The organism is Ornithinibacillus jepli, assembly GCF_047228935.1.
Classification (GTDB): Bacteria; Bacillota; Bacilli; order Bacillales; family Amphibacillaceae; genus Ornithinibacillus.
In genome coordinates, this window is sequence record NZ_JBFEGG010000001.1 from 1457110 (window position 1) to 1478675 (window position 21566).

Annotated in this window: 23 protein-coding genes and 1 riboswitch; of the genes, 6 read left to right on the forward strand and 17 right to left on the reverse strand. The window is 34.4% G+C overall.

The features are described from left to right. Window positions 1–14: 14 nt before the first annotated feature. Window positions 15–1241, reverse strand: coding sequence for an NADP-dependent malic enzyme (gene ystJ / locus AB1K81_RS07605; RefSeq protein WP_412976013.1), 1227 nt, complete (start codon window positions 1239–1241; stop codon window positions 15–17). A 90-nt stretch (window positions 1242–1331) separates the two neighbouring features. After that, window positions 1332–4682, reverse strand: a complete 3351-nt coding sequence (dnaE, locus tag AB1K81_RS07610; RefSeq protein ID WP_412976014.1) for a DNA polymerase III subunit alpha — start codon at window positions 4680–4682, stop codon at window positions 1332–1334. 131 nt (window positions 4683–4813) lie between these two features. Here dnaE and ytrH point away from each other — a divergent pair, with 131 nt between their 5' ends. From ytrH to AB1K81_RS07625, 3 genes are all read left to right on the forward strand, one after another. Next, complete coding sequence (gene ytrH / locus AB1K81_RS07615; protein WP_412976015.1) at window positions 4814–5146, forward strand: sporulation membrane protein YtrH; 333 nt, start codon at window positions 4814–4816, stop codon at window positions 5144–5146. After that, on the forward strand, window positions 5146–5649 hold the full coding sequence (ytrI, locus tag AB1K81_RS07620) for a sporulation membrane protein YtrI (protein WP_412976016.1): 504 nt from the start codon (window positions 5146–5148) through the stop codon (window positions 5647–5649). The genes ytrH and ytrI overlap by 1 nt, the downstream gene beginning before the upstream one ends. 180 nt (window positions 5650–5829) lie before the next feature. Further along, complete coding sequence (locus AB1K81_RS07625; RefSeq protein ID WP_412976017.1) at window positions 5830–6027, forward strand: YtzJ family protein; 198 nt, start codon at window positions 5830–5832, stop codon at window positions 6025–6027. Window positions 6028–6139: 112 nt separating this feature from the next. On the opposite strand, the gene AB1K81_RS07630 is transcribed toward AB1K81_RS07625, so the two are convergent. Then, entirely contained in the window at window positions 6140–7102 is a 963-nt protein-coding gene (locus tag AB1K81_RS07630) for a DHH family phosphoesterase (RefSeq protein ID WP_412976018.1), read from the reverse strand. 121 nt (window positions 7103–7223) lie between these two features. Between AB1K81_RS07630 and AB1K81_RS07635 the strand changes: the two genes are divergently transcribed. Next, complete coding sequence (locus AB1K81_RS07635; protein WP_412976133.1) at window positions 7224–7520, forward strand: YtpI family protein; 297 nt, start codon at window positions 7224–7226, stop codon at window positions 7518–7520. 20 nt (window positions 7521–7540) lie between these two features. Here AB1K81_RS07635 and AB1K81_RS07640 read toward each other — a convergent pair whose 3' ends face one another. The 12 genes from AB1K81_RS07640 to AB1K81_RS07695 all read right to left on the reverse strand — a co-directional run bounded on the left by AB1K81_RS07640 (window position 7541) and on the right by AB1K81_RS07695 (window position 17559). Continuing rightward, window positions 7541–8848, reverse strand: a complete 1308-nt coding sequence (locus tag AB1K81_RS07640; RefSeq protein ID WP_412976019.1) for a DRTGG domain-containing protein — start codon at window positions 8846–8848, stop codon at window positions 7541–7543. Window positions 8849–8926: 78 nt separating this feature from the next. Further along, on the reverse strand, window positions 8927–9151 hold the full coding sequence (locus AB1K81_RS07645; protein ID WP_412976020.1) for a hypothetical protein: 225 nt from the start codon (window positions 9149–9151) through the stop codon (window positions 8927–8929). Window positions 9152–9231: 80 nt separating this feature from the next. Next, on the reverse strand, window positions 9232–9762 hold the full coding sequence (locus tag AB1K81_RS07650; protein ID WP_412976021.1) for a hypothetical protein: 531 nt from the start codon (window positions 9760–9762) through the stop codon (window positions 9232–9234). Further along, on the reverse strand, window positions 9752–10294 hold the full coding sequence (locus tag AB1K81_RS07655; protein WP_412976022.1) for a hypothetical protein: 543 nt from the start codon (window positions 10292–10294) through the stop codon (window positions 9752–9754). Before AB1K81_RS07655 ends, AB1K81_RS07650 begins: the two co-directional genes overlap by 11 nt. After that, a complete protein-coding gene (gene pilM / locus AB1K81_RS07660; RefSeq protein ID WP_412976023.1) occupies window positions 10291–11217 on the reverse strand; it encodes a type IV pilus biogenesis protein PilM in 927 nt (308 codons plus the stop codon). Before pilM ends, AB1K81_RS07655 begins: the two co-directional genes overlap by 4 nt. A gap of 14 nt (window positions 11218–11231) precedes the next feature. Beyond that, a complete protein-coding gene (locus tag AB1K81_RS07665) occupies window positions 11232–11984 on the reverse strand; it encodes a prepilin peptidase (RefSeq protein WP_412976024.1) in 753 nt (250 codons plus the stop codon). Between the two features lie 111 nt (window positions 11985–12095). After that, on the reverse strand, window positions 12096–12461 hold the full coding sequence (locus AB1K81_RS07670) for a competence type IV pilus major pilin ComGC (RefSeq protein ID WP_412976025.1): 366 nt from the start codon (window positions 12459–12461) through the stop codon (window positions 12096–12098). A 35-nt stretch (window positions 12462–12496) separates the two neighbouring features. Next, window positions 12497–12580, reverse strand: a riboswitch (cyclic di-GMP riboswitch). A gap of 229 nt (window positions 12581–12809) precedes the next feature. After that, a complete protein-coding gene (locus AB1K81_RS07675) occupies window positions 12810–14009 on the reverse strand; it encodes a type II secretion system F family protein (RefSeq protein WP_412976026.1) in 1200 nt (399 codons plus the stop codon). Between the two features lie 2 nt (window positions 14010–14011). Then, window positions 14012–15052 (reverse strand): type IV pilus twitching motility protein PilT, encoded by a 1041-nt coding sequence (locus AB1K81_RS07680; RefSeq protein ID WP_412976027.1) that lies wholly within the window; start codon window positions 15050–15052, stop codon window positions 14012–14014. An 11-nt stretch (window positions 15053–15063) separates the two neighbouring features. After that, on the reverse strand, window positions 15064–16689 hold the full coding sequence (locus AB1K81_RS07685; RefSeq protein WP_412976028.1) for a GspE/PulE family protein: 1626 nt from the start codon (window positions 16687–16689) through the stop codon (window positions 15064–15066). Window positions 16690–16691: 2 nt separating this feature from the next. After that, window positions 16692–17147 (reverse strand): hypothetical protein, encoded by a 456-nt coding sequence (locus tag AB1K81_RS07690; protein ID WP_412976029.1) that lies wholly within the window; start codon window positions 17145–17147, stop codon window positions 16692–16694. Continuing rightward, window positions 17140–17559 carry a type II secretion system protein gene (locus tag AB1K81_RS07695; protein ID WP_412976030.1) on the reverse strand — a complete coding sequence of 140 codons (420 nt, stop codon included), beginning with the start codon at window positions 17557–17559 and terminating at the stop codon, window positions 17140–17142. Before AB1K81_RS07695 ends, AB1K81_RS07690 begins: the two co-directional genes overlap by 8 nt. A 62-nt stretch (window positions 17560–17621) precedes the next feature. Between AB1K81_RS07695 and AB1K81_RS07700 the strand changes: the two genes are divergently transcribed. Next, window positions 17622–18707 carry a PulJ/GspJ family protein gene (locus AB1K81_RS07700; RefSeq protein WP_412976031.1) on the forward strand — a complete coding sequence of 362 codons (1086 nt, stop codon included), beginning with the start codon at window positions 17622–17624 and terminating at the stop codon, window positions 18705–18707. 127 nt (window positions 18708–18834) lie between these two features. Here the strand turns inward: AB1K81_RS07700 and AB1K81_RS07705 are convergent, their stop codons facing one another. Together AB1K81_RS07705 and AB1K81_RS07710 are read right to left on the reverse strand one after the other, a co-directional pair. Next, a complete protein-coding gene (locus tag AB1K81_RS07705) occupies window positions 18835–19515 on the reverse strand; it encodes a metal-dependent hydrolase (RefSeq protein ID WP_412976032.1) in 681 nt (226 codons plus the stop codon). Between the two features lie 111 nt (window positions 19516–19626). After that, complete coding sequence (locus AB1K81_RS07710) at window positions 19627–20292, reverse strand: PspA/IM30 family protein (RefSeq protein ID WP_412976033.1); 666 nt, start codon at window positions 20290–20292, stop codon at window positions 19627–19629. A 137-nt stretch (window positions 20293–20429) separates the two neighbouring features. Between AB1K81_RS07710 and AB1K81_RS07715 the strand changes: the two genes are divergently transcribed. After that, entirely contained in the window at window positions 20430–21530 is a 1101-nt protein-coding gene (locus tag AB1K81_RS07715) for a M24 family metallopeptidase (RefSeq protein WP_412976034.1), read from the forward strand. Window positions 21531–21566: the final 36 nt, after the last annotated feature.

Here is a 21566-nt window from a genome sequence, read left to right on the forward strand (position 1 = left end):
AAGGGAACTACTTATTAAATTTTTGCTAAATGTCTAGTCTTTTCCGCAATTTCTTCTGGATCAACTTGAATACGTGCAACCCCAGATTCCATTGCCGCTTTTGCTACTTCTTTTGCTACTAAAGGAGCTACTCTTGCATCAAATGGTGCAGGGATTACATAATCTGAATTCAATTCCTCGTCTGAAATTAGTGAAGCGATAGCAACCGCAGCTGCAATCTTCATTTTTTCATTAATACGTGTTGCCCGAACATCTAATGCTCCACGGAAAATTCCTGGGAAAGCAAGAACATTGTTCACTTGATTTGGAAAGTCAGATCGACCGGTACCAATTACTTTAGCTCCGGCATCTTTTGCATCTTCTGGCAAAATTTCCGGATCTGGGTTTGCCATAGCAAATATTATAGGGTCCGAATTCATCTTTCTAACCATATCTTGTGTTAATGCTCCACCTACTGACACGCCAATAAATACATCAGCACCATCTAGCATTTCCTCCAGAGAACCTTCTTTCTTGTTTTGGTTTGTAAATTTAGCGACATCATCTTTCACACCATTCATTCCATAAGAGCGGCCTTCAAAAATCGCACCTCTCGAATCACACATAATCATATCACGTACTCCGAAATGGTATAACAATTTAACAATGGCAATACCAGCTGCTCCTGCACCGTTGGCAACAACCTTAATCTCAGAGAAGCTTTTTCCAACTAGTTTTAATGCATTTATTAATCCAGCAATCGTCACAATGGCTGTACCATGTTGGTCATCATGGAAAATAGGAATGTTTGTTTCTTTTCTTAATCGTTCTTCAATAACAAAACAGTTTGGAGCAGCAATATCTTCTAAATTAACACCACCAAATGTTGGTTCCATTAATTTTACTGTTTTAACGATATCATCCACATCATGAGTATCTAAACAAATTGGAAATGAATCCACTCCAGCGAAGCTTTTAAATAATACTGCTTTTCCTTCCATAACTGGCAATGCCGCTTCAGGACCAATATTTCCTAATCCTAAAACCGCGGAACCATCACTTACAACGGCAACCATATTACCTTTCATGGTGTAATCGTAAACCGTTTCTTTGCGGTCATGAATTTCCTTGCATGGCTCTGCAACTCCAGGGGAATAGGCAAGACTTAATTCCTTCGCATTTGTGACTGGTACCTTAGATACCGTCTCCAGTTTCCCCTTATTCACTTTGTGCATATGCAATGCTTCGTCTCTTAAGTTCACTTTTAATTTCGCTCCTTTTTGCCGCCTAAGTGGTCTGACCACTCGACTACTACATTATAACAAAATGCTAATCTCTGTAAAGTTTCGTTTTTATTGCTTTTCGTAAACAACGTTCGATTTCCCAAAAAAGTCCGCTAAAGAACCTAATGTTTGCTTGTTTATTTCAATAAAATAATCATTTGCTAATTTGTAGGTTTTCTTTTGTTCTTCATGGTAAACAATGATTGGTGTTGTTCCAGGAAATTTTGTTGCTATTTTTTTAATAACAGTTAATGCATCTTTATTAGTTTGCTCTGTTGTTTTAATAAACAATCTAGATTTAGATCGTTGGTTTAAATTCTCTTCCTCAAATGGCTCAATTGTAGAAAGTAACCATTGTTTTTTCCCATTTCTGGACTCGATTTTTCCGGAAATAAATACTAGTGCTTCTTCTTCAATGTAGCGACTGTTTAATCGATATAACTCAGGGAATACTACAGCATCCATATCCTCTGTTTCATCACTTACGGTTAAAAATGCCATTGGCTCCCCTCGTTTTGTGCGTATTGTTTTAATTGCTTGTATGATTACGGAACTTCTAACATTTTTATTCCCCTCAAGCTCTTTTGCATGTTGTAGAGTAATATAGCCGTTTTCCCTTAAAACACTACGATATTGTATTAATGGATGACTGGAAATATATATCCCCAGTAATTCCTTTTCATCTGAAAGCTTCTTAATTTGACTAAAATCTTCAATCACTACATAGTTCGGTTCTAAATCCAATTGATCTTGAAACAAGTTTGGTTGATCAGTAAATTCTCGAAATAATTCTCCAGATTCTATCGCTTGATCTATAGACGCTAGTAAGCTTGCACGATTACTATATGTTTCATCAAACGCCCCAGCTCTGATTAACGATTCCATAGTAGCCCGGTTTACAATTTTGGGTGTAACCCGTAGACAAAAATCAAATAAGTTTTTGAACGGTCTATCTTTCCTTGCTTGAATAATTTCTTGCACCGCTTGGTTACCAATCCCTTTTATCGATTGTAAACCCATTCGGATACAATTCTTTTCTACGGTGAATCTGCCAATACTTTTATTAATAGAAGGCACACCAATATTAATCCCTAAATCCTTCATCTCTTTCATGTAAACATGAATTTTATCATGTTGATTTCCAATAGAAGTTAGTAACTCTGCGTAAAAATGCTTGGGATAATGAGCTTTTAAATAAGCCAATTGATAGGAAATTTTACTATACGCAACTGCATGGCTTTTTGGAAATCCATAATTTGAGAACTTTACAATCCATGCAAATATTTCCTCACCAATTTTCTTCTCATACCCATTCTTAATACAACCATGAATAAACAGAGTCTCCTGCTCATCCATTATGTCCTGCTTCTTCTTACTTACTGCACGTCTTAAAACATCAGCTTGTCCTAATGTGAATCCTGCAATTCGATTTGCAATTTGCATAATCTGCTCTTGATAAATTAAAACACCATACGTGCTTTTCAGTATTGGCTCCAAATCAGGGTGTGGGTACGTTGTTTTCTTAATGCCGTGCTTACGCTCGATATACGTAGGAATAAAATCCATTGGTCCAGGACGATAAAGCGCATTTACAGCCACGATATCATCGAAACTATTAGGCTTCAACTGCTCTAATACTTGCTTCATACCATCTGACTCTAACTGAAAGATTCCATTTGTCTTCCCTCGTTTTAAAAGATCAAAGGTTTGAGAATCATGTTCTGGAATGTTGTTTAAATTAAAATCTTTATCATCTTTATATCGAATAGATTTGATAATTCGTTCAATAAGCGTTAAATTTCTTAACCCTAAAAAGTCCATCTTAAGTAATCCGAGTGACTCTAAATCGGTCATTGGATACTGCGTTAAAGCAGTATTTGTTGTCCCTATTGTTAATGGCACATGTTCTACTAATGGTTTTTCACTTATAACAACACCAGCAGCATGTGTAGAAATATGTCTTGGGAGCCCTTCTAAGACAGTAGCAATTCTAAATAATTGCTTTAAGTTTTCGGATTGCTGGATATAATTAGTCAATTCCTTCGATGATTTTACAATAGTAACTAATGAACTAGACGTCTGGCTAGGAATTTGCTTTAAAATAAAATATATGTCTTCTTGGTCAATGGCCATTGTTTTACCTAATTCACGAATTAGAGAACGCGCTGCAAAGGTTCCAAATGTAATAATCTGGGCAACATGTTCAGCACCATATTTTTCGCGTACATATGCAATTACTTCATCACGTCGTACATCGGAAAAGTCGATATCAATATCTGGCATCGTAATACGCTCTGGATTTAAGAAGCGTTCGAATAATAAATTATACTTAATTGGGTCTACATCGGTAATTCCTAGCGTGTAAGCAACTAGAGAACCTGCTGAAGAACCACGACCAGGACCAACCATGATATTATTTTCTTTTGCATGCTTAATGAAATCCCATACGATTAGAAAATAATCGCTAAACTCCATTTTCTTAATGACGGAGAGCTCATGTTTTAATCTTGATTTAATATAATCTGTAACATTAGGATACCGACTCTGTATATTATTCCAGCAAATTTCTTCTAAATATTCTTGTGCTGATTTACTATCCGGTACTGGATAAGAAGGTATCATTCTCGCCTCAAAATTAAAGGTCACATTACATTTATCTGTAATTTCCCTCGATGCCTCTAATATTTGTGGCCATTCTGCAAATACTTGTTCCATCTCGAGTTTGGAACGTAAATGATGGTTTCGACTTAATTTATTTCCCTCTTTTACAGACCAGTTTTTTCCATTCTTCATTGCCTGTAAGCAATCAAATGCATATGCATCCTTCTCTTGTAAATACCGGACATCGTTAATTGCAACTATTTTCGTTTGAAAGGATTCATGGTATGCCCGAACCACATGTAAAGATAGATTTTCCACTTTTTCTCTAAAGTCTGATACACCTAAATAAAAGTCTTCTTCCTCTATGAGAGATTTCCAGTAAGAAAGATAATTTTCGACCTGATCATAGGAATTATTTTGCAATAATTGCTGGACTCTACTCGTGTTTACCGGCAAGATAACAACTAATTGATCCATATAATTAGGTAATAATTCTTTTTCAATACTATTCTTTTCATTTCTTTGAATATAGGTGCTTAACCGCGTTAGATTTCGATATCCTGCATTATTTTTTGCAAGTAAGATCAATTCTTCTATATTCTCTTCCTCTTTAACGTTAATTGACATTCCGATAATCGGTTTGATTCCTTTTTTAATGCATAACTTATAAAATGGAATAACTCCATGTAATACATGCTCATCTGTAATAGCTAAAGCTTCAAAGTTCAATTGATATGCTTGATTAACTAATTTTTCCACTGTAATCGTGCTGTTAAAAAAACTATATCCTGTTTTTACTTGTAAATGCGTAAATGACATACTAACCCGCCTCTACTTTCTCTAAATCTATTATAGCCAATTTCCATGTGTTCTGTATATCTACAAACATAACTCGTCCTATATAAACATAGAATGAATGGAACACACTTTAAACTTAAGGGGTATCCAATATGGAAGAACGGTTTTTTGCTCAATTTATCCAATGCTTTTTTATTGCTTTCGGCGTCCTTATAGGCGGAACATTAATTGGTGGTATTGGTGCTTTTGCTACAGGAGAAGCTCCATTTACAGGAATGGCTCGAATTGCACGAAAGCTTGGAATCTGGGCTATTGTCGCAGCCATAGGAGGTACATTTGACGCTATCGAAAACCTACAAAGGGGATTTTTAGATGGTCCTTTTATAGAGGTATTGAAGCAGGGACTTCTTATATTATCAGCAATGGGCGGTGCTAAGTCTGCTATGATTATTCTAGAATGGCTTATTCAGGAGGACATCACCTAATGCATGTTCCAAGATATCATAAAAAACCTGGCTGGCAACGCTTCTTAGTTGGAATGTTATTCGGTGCCCTTATTTCCTATTGGGTCGTGATATTTATGTATGGAACGATGTATCAAGAAAAGGTAATTGAAAATAGTAAACTTCATGAGGAACTAAATGACGCAGAAAATAGAATACTGGCATTGGAAAAAGATAATGAAGATTTAAATGAAAAATCGAAACAAAAAATTGTAATAGAAGAAATTGAACTTGAAATTCTAAATGCAAAAGAACTAAAAATTGATATGTTGCTTCAAAATGAGTTAGAAGGTTTAGTAAAAGAAGAAATTAAAGACATAATCGGGAAAGATTTATTAATGGTAGCAGAAAGTGACACTCTATTATTATCCTCAATTGAAAATAAATCCTATAAAGTCGATGATTTCTCTTATGACTTTGAAATAAAGCGATTAATCATAGCACCAACTGTTCGAATTATCGTGAATGGTAAGATATCAAATTAAAAAATATACAAACACCTCATCCTTACCTTTATCATATCTTTAAAGGGTAAGGTTTTTTGATGAATTATGTGAACATTTCATGAAACAAAATGCTTAGTAGTAGGAATTTCAACACTTTTCGAGTAAAATAAGAATATAGATGAATAACCATTCATATTATTGGGAAAGGGAGGAATTCTCATGTTGATTATGAATGAAAGACGTATTCGTGACCGCAAAATTAATCAACTTCGTAATGGACGTACCGCCTATGCAGAATCAAAAGAAGTTATTCGTTTAATTAAGCGAGATATAGTGAAATACGGACTCGATGTATATTATGATGAAACACCATCTGGTTGCTGGTTTATTCCAGTAACAAAAAGCAAAAGCAGTTAATCGTGCTGATTTCAAAAATGAAATCAGCACTTTTTTGTGTGGCAGAGGGACAGGTTCCCCGACCCACCACGTACCATTGAACCGCGTAATCTATAGTATTTTCCTTACTGCACTACTGAGACAATGAACCTGTCCCTCTGTCCCATTTTTTTAATGTTTGTCTTAGGTCTTGGATGACCTTTTGGGCATCTTCCCAGGAGTAAATGGATGCTCCTGATGCTAATGGGTGGCCGCCTCCATTATATTTTGCTGCTACTTCATTGATGATAGGGCCTTTTGATCGTAAACGAACACGAATTTGATCGGTTTCTTCAATGAAAAACACCCACGTTAGAATACCTTCGATATCCCCTAACGTTCCAACCAGTTGCCCCGTTTCTAATGGACTTACATTAAATTTTTCAAGAATATCCTTTGTTAATTTAACAACACTTAGTCCATCCTCATCCAAAGTGAAATTTTGTAATATGTATCCTCGCATTCTAGCAATATGATCTTTTACATTATAAATTCCATCATATAATTTCGTACGATCAAAATCATATGTTACCAGCTCCGCTGCATATTGTAATGTTTTCTTTGTTGTACTTGGAAATAAAAATCTTCCTGTATCCCCAACAATCCCACCGTAAAGTAACCTTGCAGCAGTATCATTTAATGTTAAACCTTCTGCATTTAAGTAAAAATCATAAATCATTTCACTCGTCGAACTAGCCTTCGTGTCAACCCAGCTTAAATCACCATATGGATCAACATTAGGATGATGGTCTATTTTAATGATTGTTGCCCCTAGCTTATATCTAACATCATCAATTCTTTCTGTATTAGCTGTATCACAAATGATGATTAACGCATTTTTAAACACATGATCCTCTATTTTATCCATTTTCACCATAAAGGTTAATGAAGGGTCATCTTCTCCTACTACATAAACTTCCTTTTCCGGATAGGATGCTTTAATCAGTTCACTGAGGCCCGCTTGAGATCCTAATGCATCTGGATCAGGACGCACATGCCTGTGGATTATAATCCTATTATATTCTTCTATTGCTTGTTGAATAGCTTGTATAGACATAGCGTTCTCCTTACTGTTCAAAGTATTTTCATATAATAACTAGCTTAAATTTATGATATAATGCTACAATATGACATGTATAAAATTAGCTATATTATTAGGAGTAGATTATATGGATTTTATGATTATTTTTCCAATTGTGATAGTCCTATCCGTTGTTATGTACATATATTATAAAGTTGCTATATTAAAAACAAAGGATGGATTAACTCAAAAGTACTTTAATGCGAAATCAAGAATATGTCTTGGTTTATTCATTTTAGCCTTTGGTATTAACCAATATGTATTTTATCAAACAAAGATTTCCCTATTTATCGGTATCATTTTTATCGTACTTGGAATTATGCAGTCTGTTCGAGGACTTAAAGAAACAAAGCATTACCGCAATGAATGGAAAAGATTAAACCCAGCTGACTAGTATTGTTCTAGTCAGCTTTTTTATCTATCCATAATTTGTGCCATTAGTAACGCTTTCCCTACTAGCTTCTTTTCATTAAATACTTCTATATCAATCTTCGCATAAATTCGTCCTGCTTCAATAATCTTAGGTTTAATGATTAAATTAGAATCGATTGGAACTGGTTTTATAAAGTATACTGTGATATTTTCAACAACCAAGTCTCCTTTTTTCAATTGTAATAGGAGAAGACTACTAGCCTCTGTAACGAGTGAAGTAAATACTCCAGGAGATAGAGTTCCTAGTTGATTAGTCATTTGTGGAATTACCTTTGCCTGGAAGGTAGTCTTATCATCCTCAGAAGATTCTACGTTATTTTTTACAATATCATCGATCGTCTCACCAATTTGGGGTTGGCGCTGAATCTGTTGAAGGGCTTTTAGTACATCTTGTCTAGAAACTATACCTTTTAATGTAGATGATTCATCTACTACAGGTACGACCTCTATCCCTTCCCACACCATCATATGTGCTACAGATGCTAACGATGTTTTGGATTGAACTACAATTGGATTTTTCGTCATTACTTTTTCAATCGGAAAATCCCTATCCTTACCAATAATATCTTTAGAAGTAACCATACCTACAACTCGATTTTTCCCATCTAACACTGGGAATCTGGAATGGGTAGATTTTTCGTTTATTTCATACCACGCGTCCACATTTTCATCTATCTTCAAGTAATGTGCGTGCTCTACTGGTGTACAAATATCACCAACAAGTACAATTTCCTTTTTAATTAGCTGATCATAAATTGCTCTGTTAATCATCGCAGCTACGGTAAATGTGTCATAACTCGTTGAAATAATAGGCAATTGTTTCTCATCAGCCAAACGCTTAATATAATCATCCGTATCAAAACCACCAGTTATCAATACTGCAGCACCTTCGTTTAATGCTAGCTCATGGGCTTTTACTCGGTTTCCGACAATTAATAATGACCCCGCTTCAGTGTAGCGCATCATTGCATCTAATTGCATGGCACCGATGACAAACTTATTAAGCGTCTTATGTAGGCCATCACGACCTCCAAGGACCTGTCCATCCACAATATTGATTACTTCTGCAAATGTTAATCTTTCAAAGTTTTCTTTTTTCTTTCGTTCAATACGAATGGTACCTACTCGTTCAATGGTACTTACTAAACCAATGTTTTCTGCCTCTTTTATGGCACGATAAGCTGTTCCTTCACTTACATTTAAATGTTTAGCAATCTGTCTAACCGAGATTTTACTTCCGACAGATAACGAAATGATATGTTGAATAATTTGTTCATGTTTTGTAGCCACTTCGGATCACCGACTTTCAACTGTACTAGTCACCTTTTGTAACTATATTATACAGATGAATCGCATCAGGCTCAATGTTTAACCATCTGTTTGTCTAACTTTATCAAATTCCTGTTCCATTACTGGTGGGTCCGATATTTTTAGTAAAGTGGCTAGATTAGCACCAAAGACGAACACAAAAAAAGCTAACCAACAAGCCCAAAACAGCATTTCAAGCTGTGAACTAAATTGTGGTATCAGTGGCCAAGCAAAATACATAAAGAAAGCTGCTAATAGTAAACGTAAGAACGCATAATGTCTCATGATTATTCCTCCTATTTCATTTCTATATAGATAGGTATGAAATAGGATTCCTTTTAAGAACTTATCTGTTGGACAGGTATTTAAAAATTCGTATGGAACGTTTCAAATGTAATAGATAACGTACTTCCTTTTTCAGATTGATACAGTGACATTGTTCTAATTATCATATACCGTCCACTTTCTTCCATTGCATCTAAAAAAGAATTCAGTTGCGAAATATTAGTTGCTTCGACATCCATTGAGTACGTATTGGATTGTAATATACTATTCTCATCATTTTCTACTGTTTTTCCGTTTGAGCGTAATGATGAAATCGAAACATTATATTGTTCAGAAAGTTTATCCAGACTCTCTAACACGGTATCAGGAGCTTTTTCATTCGGGATTCGACCTTGTAACTCCGAACTCATTTCATTATCTGTACCATTAATATTTTGTTCCATTAAAAGATCATATTGCTTTTGAAACATTTTTGATTCTTGTTCTAATATATTCACTTGGTTTTGTAATGGTTTGATTATATTTATATAGCTAATTCCAAATATTGCAATCGTGGAAATAATAATTCCAAGTAACATATATGTATAAGCTTTTGTCCATCTAATCTGCATCTTCACCAAGCTCCTTTCTTATTCGGTCCAGATCCAAACTAATTGTTAAGGTTGCTTGGTAAGATTCACCAACACTGTTCACATTTGATATATCGACATCGTTAATATAATTCCGTTCAAGTATGGCAGCTACATAATCAGCAACTTTTGGGAGACTACTAAATTTCGCAGAAATGATCACCTGATTTTCACCAGAAAAAACATAACTTTGCAATTGGTTTTGGTTAAAAAGATCTGTCAAATCGAAATATAGCCAGACATTTGGAATACTTTGCATTTGAATGGTAGACAACATCTCATGTACTTGACTTAATCGCTGTTCGTCTTCCATGTTTAAATTATGTTCTCGAAGAACTTCTTCTAATTGAGCAATATGTTCCCCTTCTGTTTTAATTCGAGTATTGTAATAATCTATTTGTAAATTTAGTACAACAATAGTAGTAGCGATTAAAATTATGAAGATAAATATTACGAAATAAAATGCTAGATTTTTTTTAGGTTTTTGTTCTAAAAGGTTTATCTCTGTATTCATATTGTTTCCCCTTTATGAACACCATTTTTTAATGCTAATCCGAGAGCATCTATGAACTTAATCGGTATTTCTTCTTCAAACTTATATATAGGAATATTAACTGTTTCTTCTAATATCTTGAATACGCTATGTAAATACGGGAAGTCACCAGTAACTAATAGTAAGTTTATCCTTTCTTCCCCTTTTGTAATAGAATACTGATAAAAATCAATGATTCTCGTAATTTCTCGAATATTATCGTCTATTACTTGACTTGCCTCATCTTCTTTTAATTCCTGTTTTTCTTCATATACCTCATTACTCATGTATCTTGTAAATATCGCTTTGTCTAGACGATAAGTAGTTAATGACAATGCATCTAAATTCCAGTGAATATGTAAAACTCCATCAGCCTTTTCTTGACGATTTTTGTAATAATACCTATAAACTGATGGTGAAGTAAGGTCTACTGCCTTAGACTTAAGACCTGCTTCCTTAAAAGCACCTTCAAACTCGATAATTTTCTCTTTTGGATATGCAAATAGAAGCAAATTTCTCTTTTCGTCTTCCTCTTCCAAAAATTCAATAGCGATAGAAGGGTCTTCAAATGGCAAATAGATACTAGTACCTAACTGAGTTTTAACGTAACTAACCGCTTCATTCATAGTTAATGTAACAGGTATTTGCAGCTGACGAATCACTACCGTATCATCTGGAACACAAAAGTAAATATTACTTCCACTCCATTTGTGAGATTTGACAAGCTTCTTTACTATTTTTACAAGAGCAACTCTTGACTCTACTCTTCCGTCTTTCATTACCCCAATAGGCAACTCTTCTTCTCCAAATGTAAGGGAAGTATTTTTGGCATTTTTATAGTATGTATAACGTAATGCTCGGTTTGAAATCACAATATTGACTCTATTTTTCTTAAATAATCCCATTGTTTCACCTGCCATTAGAGGATATTAAAATACCAGTTAATTAATTGATCACCATAAAAATATGTAATGACTGTTGCAATGACGATATAAGGACCAAATGGAACAGGTTGTTTACGCTCAATAACTTTTAGTAAAAGCATAAGAACCCCTACTACTGAACCAATAATACAGGAAAGGAAAAAGGCAAGTAAAACATGTTTCACCCCTAATACAATTCCTAATACCCCAAACAGTTTCATATCACCAGCACCCATTCCCCCATGACTTACTAGAATTATAATCGCAATAATTGAAGTACCGATGAACGCTCCAACTATGGACGACCACCATGGGGTAAGAGGTTCGATTATTCGTAGGATAATAAATATAGGTAAAAAGAAAAGAAGTACTTTATTCGGGATTAGCATGTACTTTATATCCGTAACTAAGACAATAACTAACATAGAACATAACAGTAGCGAAATCATTAATTCTATAGACAATCCAAAAGTAAGGTAACTTAAAACAAACAAAAATCCTGTAGCTAATTCTGTTATCGGATAAAGTATCGATATCTTCTCACCACAGCGCTTACATTTACCTAGTAAAAATATGTATGAAAAAACAGGGATAAGTTCATACCACGATAAAGAATGCTTACAGCCTGGACACATCGACCTTCCTTCTGTAAAAGATTCATGTATAGGGACCCGCAAGCCGACTACATTGTAAAACGAACCAAAAATCAGTCCAAAAATTAAAAAGAAAATAGTAAATAGTATTTCCAACTGAAACTCTCCTATTTTAGGTAACTTTTCATAATATATATTAAACAAACGCCCTGCAGATTTCATGCATGGGCGTTGTTAAAATAATTTTTTCGATATATTTTTTCATCATTAAGAAGTTGGTTCACCAGAATAAACATAGTTTTTATCAACTGTTCCGGCATAAGGATCATCTGTACCAGGAATTACAGGTTCATCCTCTAAATACCCCGCATTCTTTAATTCAGTTACTGATAAAACTCCATCATCGTTATCATCAACTAGATCCCAGTCCCCAGCAATGTCTGCTAATCTTGCAGCATTTTCAATCAATTTAACACTAGCAGCACGAGAATCTTCTTGGGCATTCTTAATCACATTCCCAACACTAGGAATAGCAATCGCTAAAATAACACCTAATATAACAATTACTGCTAACAACTCTACCAATGTAAAGCCTTTTTCCTTCTTCATTACTTTCTTTAAATAGTTCCTCATGTTTATTCCCCACCTTTTATAAATATCATTTTATAAACAGTGTAGGACGGTTGCACTACTCACTCTTAGCTATCCAAGTGCCCAAATAAAGATAGCTCTTCATCGTACCCTACATAAGTCCTAGATTAATTATACGTCATCAGTTTCTTTTTTTCTACAAAATATATTGCTTGTCTGATAAAAATCGAGTAAAAAATATATTATACTAACCCTTACTTAATTGACTATTTATAACTCAAAAATTACCTAAACCATTTTTAATCCATTGCGATAACCAATACCTCCATCCATGCTTATTATCCCTGGTGGACTGTTATCATGAATCATTACGTCGACTTTTTAAAGTTATCACTGAATGGTTTCAAACAATGAAAACATCGGAATTACCACAGCTGTTATGATACTTCCTACAATAATGGTTAAAATAATAATCATTATTGGTTCAATTAATGTTTTAATGCGACTTGATAGCTGTTCTACTTCTTCTTCATAAAATTCTGCGGCTTTCAGTAACATTTTATCTAAAGTACCTGTTTTTTCACCGATTTGAATCATTTGTATGATTAATGCCGGAAACGCCCAATGCCCCTCCATCGGCTTTGTAATGGATTCTCCTACTTCTAAAGCTCTTCTAGAATCTCCAAGTACTCTATTTATCACTCGATTTCCCACCACTCTTTCCGTGATTTCAATTGAACGTAAAATAGGTACTGCACTATTTACTAGTGTACTCAATGTTTGTGTCATACGAACTAAAGCACTTTTATGGACTAAAGTTCCTAGAAAAGGGAATTTCATTTTTATAATATCCACACGATACGCAAATTCTTCCCTTTGCAGGAAGTACTTATAAAGTATACTCCCGATAGTAATCAGTAATATGAATACCCACCAGTAACTTGCTAACCAATCACTTAAATTTAAAATAAACTGTGTAAACGGAGGAATATCTCCACCAAACGAATTTAACATTCCTATAAACCGGGGAACAACAAAAATTAATAAAAATCCCGTAAGAAATAATGTTACAATACCAACAATACTAGGATAAATTAAAGCCGAAATAACTTTTTGGCGGTTTCGATACTCTTTTTCAAAGTAATCTGCCATTTCATTAAGAATTTCGTCTAGCTTACCACTTGCCTCGCCAGCACGAATCATATTGATTAACAAAGGTGGGAAAATTTTAGGATGTCTTTCTACTGATTTCGATAATGCTTGTCCTTTTTCAAGTTGTTTTTCAATATCGGTTAAAGCATTTTTTAATACTATACTTTCAGACTGTTTTATCATCGTTTTCGTTGCATCTGATATCGAAATACCCGCATGAATTAACGTGGCATACTGCCTTAAAAAGATAACAAGATCTTTATGATTTATTTTCCGATGAATCGTTATATCTTTATTCCAAATGGTTGATTCTTTAATTTCAATGACAACCTGACCATTACTCTGAAGTAGCATTAAGGCTTCCTCTTTTGAATTAGCATTAATCTTCCCTTTAATTTTTTCTCCTGATAGGTTCTTACCAGTATATTGAAATTCCATAACTAGTAACTCCCTTCACGAATAAAAGGAGCAGCAGCTTCTTGCGTAATAAGGTCTTCCTGAAGAAGTCTTTTTATATCCATTTCCAACGTATGCATCCCATACTCTTTCGATGTTTGTAGTACATTTTGTACTTGGTGCAATTTTTCATTACGTATTAAATTTTTAACAGCGGATGTATTCACAAGTACTTCTGTTGCTACACGTCGGGTAGTTCTATCCTTTGTAATTAGTAATCTTTGAGATATTACAGCTTTTAAAATATTCGATAGTTGTATACGGATTTGCGATTGCTGTTCAACTGGAAAAACATCAATAATTCTTTCTATTGTTGATACTGCACCAATTGTATGAACCGTTCCTAAAACTAAATGGCCAGTCTCAGCCGCTGTAATTGCAGTAGAAATAGTCTCCAAATCTCTCATTTCACCTACTAGTATGACATCCGGATCTTGGCGTAAGCTCGCTCTTAATCCAGCTGCAAAACTATTTGTATCAAAGCCAACCTCACGCTGGTCAATTACTGATTTATCATGGGAATGCATGTATTCGATTGGATCTTCTAATGTAATAATATGCTTTTTCATCGTATGGTTCATATAATCAATCATTGAAGCTAATGTAGTACTTTTCCCACTACCAGTTGGTCCGGTAACAAGAATTAAGCCTTGAGTCTCTTCCATTAGCTTTTTAGAAATTGCTGGTAAATGGAGCTCCTCTATTGATGGAATTCTAGTGGGAACGATACGAATTGCTAACGATAACTCGCCACGTTGGTAATAAGTGTTTACTCTAAAGCGTGAAACTCCATGAATCCCATATGAAAAATCCAGCTCTCGTTCACTTTTTAGCTGTAACCATTTATCCTCTGGTAGTATCGATTTTACAATTTCTGTAGTATCCTTAGGTGTGATTTTAGGCAAATCTTGTTCTATTAAATTTCCATTCACCCTAAAAACAGGGGGTTTTCCTATAGTAATATGTACATCGGATGCTTGCAGATGATAAGCAAGCGTAAGCCATTTATCCAGTTGTTCCTTCATCTTATTTCCCCCTATACATTTATAGAAACTTGCATTATTTCTTCTAAAGTAGTAAACCCACGCTTCATTTTCTCAAGTCCATCTTGAATTAAGAAGGACATGCCTTGATCTTTAGCATATTTTTTTATATTTGTTAGTGGTTTGTTATTTAATAACATATTGCGTATTTCATCATCAAAAATTAAAATTTCATGAAGGGCAATTCTTCCACGATATCCGCTGTTATGACAAGAACTACAACCTTCACCGTAATATATACGATCCACTTCTAATCCATTGTTATAAAAAATCTCTTTTTCCATTTCTGTTGGGTTTCTATCCGTTCTACAGTCCCTACAAATTCGTCGAACTAAACGCTGTGCAACTACCCCCTTAAGGGAAGATACTACTAAATAAGGCTCTATTCCCATTTCAATTAGTCTTGGAACCGTATCAACAGCAATGTTTGTGTGTAATGTGCTGAAAACTAGATGTCCAGTGAGCGAAGAACGGATTGCAATTTCCGCTGTTTCTTGGTCACGAATTTCTCCGACCATGATAATATTTGGATCTTGTCTTAAAATCGAACGTAACCCGTTAGCAAAGGTAAGTCCGATTGAACTATTTACTTGTACCTGATTTATCCCTTCCATTTGATACTCGACCGGATCTTCTACCGTCACGATATTAACGCTTTCTTTATTTAAATAATGTAATGCAGCATATAAGGTTGATGTTTTCCCAGATCCAGTTGGTCCTGTTAATAACACGAGGCCAGAAGGCTGATTGATTAATTTTAAATACTTCTTATGATTTTCTTCGGAAAAATTCAAATCACTAAAGTTCATAAGTGCATTATTCAAATCTAATATTCTGATAACCACTTTCTCACCGTGGACAGTTGGTAAACAAGATATACGTAAATCAACTGGTGTTACGCCAACTGTTGTCTTTATTCGTCCATCCTGTGGTAGCCTCGTTTGCGTTATATTTAAATCAGCTAAAATTTTTATTCTAGCAATTAGTGAATTTTGCATCTTCTTTGGTACTGTTCTTTCCGTATGCAACCTACCATCAATTCGGTACCGAATATTTACTTCTATTTCACGTGGATCAATATGTATATCACTAGCTTTTAATTGAACACCTGTAGATAATATTTGATCAAGTAACTGAATAACTGTACTTTCATCATCGTCATTCATTGTTTCTATACTTCTAGGCGAATTGCTTTTCACATAAAATTTATTAATAGCATAAAGAATATCATCTTTCGTCGCAATGACAGGTTTAATATTAAATCCAGTAGCTAACTCTAAATCATCTATGACATAATAATCCATCGGGTCTTTCATTGCTATAAGAAGTGAATTGTCTTCTATTTTGAGAGGGATAATGTAATTCTTCTCCGCCGTTTCTCTAGAAACAAATGATAATACACGTTCATCGACCGGATATTGATAAAGTGATACATGGGGAATGCCTAACTGTAATTCCAGTACTTGAATTAGTTGTTGCTCGGTTACATAACCTGACTTCAGTAAAACATCACCAAGCTTTTGATCGGGGCGTTTATGTTCTAAAGCTTCATCAATTTGTTGCTCGGTAACTAGACCGGCTTCTTTAAGAAGATCTCCTAGTCGTTTACGTGTTGCCATCATTATTCCCCATTTCCTTTTATTTTTATCGTAATTTCGCTTGTCTCTTCTACAGTTTTTGCAAAGGCGGTTCCTTTACTGCTATAGGCAATTACTATTTCTATACTACCTTCTGAATATGGGATACTAGTTGGTAACTCTAATTCAAAATATCTATTGCTATCGATTTCCTTTTTTCCTCGTAATTCATTATTCAATTGATTAATTTTCGATAACAATTCATTTATTCCACCATTGTTTAACGTTTGTTGCAACTCGTCTTGCATGTTCTCCAAATGATATTGATAATAATCCATTCCCATACTAGCTATATTTTTTGCGTCAATATGTTTTTCCATAGTATTTATTTGCGTCGAGGTGTTTATAGCTTGGTAAAATAACACCATGATAAACAATAATATTAATGTAATGATAGACAAAGTTAATACGAACGCTACACCTTTTTGATTGTTAATCATTCCTATCACCATTTAAATAGATGTATGTATCACTTAGCATTTTATTTTCCTCATCATATATTTCAATATGGGTCTGGTATAGATTTGTCCCTGTTTCCTTACATAATGAAATAACAGGATAATAGTTATCCATATAGGTAAATGTATCACTCAAGTTAATTGGATTACTCATATTAGGACAATCATTACTCTGATCTAATGTAGATAGTATATTGCTATTTTTTATATCAAAGGCTGCTTGATCTAATAAATTACTTCCTCTTAATTGATTATCAGCGCTACTCGTCCAACCAATTATTTGTGGAAAAATAGGTAAAAGTATGGCCACAACTATTCCAAGAATCGTAATTGATGCTATAATCTCTACAAGGGTAAAACCATTACTAGATAATAAATGAGACCTTCTATTCAATAGAATCCACTCCAAATATCGGACTTTTATCCTATTATACCATCTAATCGGATGTGATAAATATGCTATTTCGTCAATTAAAAAATGAAAAGGGGCTAACTTTAGTAGAGTTACTCGCAACCATTTCATTATTTACCATTATCATAGCTCTCTCAACTGCTCTTATATTTCAACTTTTTCAAAACGAAGAAACTAGTTCAGAAAGAATCAATTTAGTTCAAGAAACGAATGTATTAGTAAATCAACTTAAGAATGATTATTTAAAGGAAAGTGACACGCTTTCACAATATACGAGGTTCAATCTTTGTCTTAGTCAACCTAATGATATTCAGATATCAAAATTTGTAATAAATGAAAATGAAAGTCTCCAAATAGTAAATGGCTGTATTAAAGAGGTTATTGCTCAAGAAACACTTCCCATAACCATTACCACAACAAATCGTAGTGGTTATGAGATTACGGTTAAAACTACTTGGAAGTCAATCAAGAACCCACCACCGATAGTATTAACTGATGAACCCGAAGAAGAAGTCCCGTCCGAATTTAATGAAGTAGATAAGATTGTATCATGTATTTACGATGGCAATACTAAATTTACCGTTCGTCAAATTGGTTCTTGGCAATGTCCAAAAATATCTATCAATAATGGTAGTACACTTTTTTCTAACAACAACCTGTCTATTCATGATGTTGAATTTATGATTGATAACAACTTATACGCCGATAAGGCTTTTAGATTGGATAATTCAACCGAAATAAATGTAGGAAAGAATGCCTTTATAGAGCAAAACCTTAGTTTATATTGGAATACCTCCATTAATGTTCAAAGGAATTTTACATCTCTGGCTGAGACACTATTACATAACAATTCCAACATTAACATTGGTGGAGATGCCAAATTTAACAATCTGAAATTGTACTCAACATCAGCTGTAGTAGTTAATGGGGATGCTTCTTTTAATGGTCCTGTCCGTATAGAAAATCAAGCCAACATAATCATAAAAGGCAATGCCACATTCTACATGCCTGTAGATTTTAATTCATCTAGTGGAAAAATCTGCACTGAAGGAAACGCTATTTTTCATTCAACTGTAAGCTCTCCAAATAATATTATAATTAAAAATGGCACTGGAAGCTGTGACTTATAATGAAAATAAGGCGTAAAATGTAGACAAATATCAATAGATTCGACTATCTAATCTTGGAATAAATGACTTTAATTCAACTTAAAAACGTGAGCAAAGTGCTCACGTTTTTTATATCCTTCTCATACCATTAAAGTTCTAACACACTGCCTGCATGCATAACTTTCCCTTCACCGGTCTTCAACTTACGTACGAAATCTTCAGGATTCTGCTCAATTACGGGAAATGTATTGTAATGAATTGGAACAACTATTTTTGCTTTAATCCAATCCGCTGCAATTAATGCATCATCAGGACCCATTGTAAAATTATCTCCAATAGGAATAAACGCTACATCAATATCATGCATTTCACCATACATTTTCAAATCAGTAAATAAAGCTGTATCCCCAAGATGATAGATGGTTTTCCCTTCAACCGTTAATAAAATCCCTGCTGGCATACCGGTATATATAATTGTTCCATCTTCCTCTGAGAAGCCCGAGCCATGAAATGCTTGAGTAAATTTCACTTTCCCAAAATCAAATTCTCTAGAACCTCCAATATGCATCCCATGAACTTTCACACCCTTAGTATCTAAATAGTCCGCTAGTTCATTTGGAGCGATGACAAGTGCATCATTTCTTTTAGCAATTTCAACTGTGTCCCCAACATGATCATTATGACCATGAGTTAGTAATATGTAATCTGCCTTCACTTCATCTGCGTTTAAATCACATAATCCATTTCCCGTTATAAATGGGTCTATTAATATCGTATTCTTATCTGATTCCACTTTTACAACAGCATGTCCATGATAAGATACTTTCATAAAGCTTCATCCCTTTCGATTTTGTTCTTTACAATATATATTCTACATTTATGGCCAATTTCCTTTAAAAATACAATAAAAGACAGCATTATGAAATGCCGTCTTTATTGACTACTCTTTACCCATTGCCTTCTTTAATTCTGCTAATTCATCATCTACATCTGTATCAAGCTTTTTAAACTCATCATCTAATGTTCTAGCTTGAGTGGATAGGTCTTCACTTGTTTCAGCTTCTGCTTCAAAGCGAAGTACTTTTTCCTCCATACGCTCAAATCCTCTTCTTGATTCATCGCCACCAATCGATGACATGCTACGGTTAATTTTTGTACGTGTTTGAGCTGCTTCAGCACGAGCTTTCAATGAATCCTTTTTAAGATTCATTTCATGATATTCTTTTTTCATTTCATCTAACTTATTCTTAAGTACTTCGGAATCATTTTTTGCTTGTTCATATGACTGTTGAAGTAATGTTGCCTGATTCTCGTATTCTTTCTTTTCTTGTAAAGCACGTTTAGCAAGGTCATCTTCACCAGCACCTACAGCCTTTTCTGCTTGAGACTGTCTCTTTTGCACCATAGCCTGAGCATCTTCTACTTTACGTTTTAGGATTTTTTCATTTGCAATTTGCTTAGCAACCGCTGCTTCTGCTTCTCGAATGTCTTCTCCCATATCACGAAGGAATTGGTCCAGCATTTTCACCGGATCTTCTGCTTTATCAAGCATTGCATTTAATTCTGAACTTACAACAGTCTTCACTCTCTTGAAAAATTTAAACATAGGCAACCTCCATTAATTTAAATTTTATTACAACTTACCTATAGTACGAATAAAAGTCTGAATGGTTTCAAATTTTTCTTAGTTGTAATTCATTTTTTTTTAAGTTTATAATGATAGTAATAGATGAGGTGATATGAATGTCAAAAAGAAGGATTCAATCTTTAGTAAATAAATTAGAAGAAAATCAATTAGATAGTATGCTCGTTACTACACCAGCAAATGTTTATTATTTAAGTAACTATTTAACTGATCCACATGAGCGCGTTGTTGCTGTTTATGTGAGTAGTACTCATGATCCTGTACTAATTTTACCTGCTATGGAAGCAGAAGATGCAAGAAATGCAGGTTGGAATTATTCGATGATAGATTATCATGATCATGAAAATCCTTGGGAGTTGTTTCAGTCCTTTTTAAATAATGTTGGAAAAATACCTGAAACTCTTGGTGTAGAAGAAGATAACCTTACACTAGGTAGGTACAATAGTATTCAAGGAATTCTACCTGAGAGTACCATTAAAAGTGCACAGGAGCTACTTTCCACATTACGTGTCATTAAAACAGATAAAGAGTATGAACTACTAAAAAGAGCAGCAGAACTAGCTGATTTTGGTGTGCAAACTGGTATCAACGCCTTAAAAGAAGGCATTAGTGAACTTGAAGTAATTGCAACTATTGAGTATGAGCTTAAAAAACAAGGTGTTCAAGCAATGTCGTTCTCTACTATGGTGTTATTCGGTGATAAAACCGCTTCTCCACATGGTACACCAGGAACGGCTAAACTTCAAAAAGGTGATATGGTATTATTCGATTTGGGAGTAATCTATGAAGGTTATTGTTCTGATATTACAAGAACGGTTGCATTTCAGTCTATTACTGTTGAGCAAGAGAAGATTTATAACACAGTACTGGAAGGACAACTAAAGGCAATTGAAGCTTCAAAATTAGGAACTGCTGTAGGTAATATTGATAAAGCAGCAAGAGACCATATAGATTCTAGCGGTTTCGGCAACTATTTCAACCACCGTATTGGACATGGGTTAGGATTAGAAACCCACGAATATCCATCGCTTCACGGAAATAATTCCTTACCTTTGCAAAAAGGAATGTGCTACACAATCGAACCAGGAATCTATGTTCCAAAAACAGCCGGCGTTCGAATTGAAGATATGATTTTCATGACTTCTGAAGGTGCTCAAGTCTTGACTAAGTTTCCAAAAGAGCTTCAGATTATCAATTAATACAGAGGGTCTGACCTTAAAGGTCAAACCCTCTTC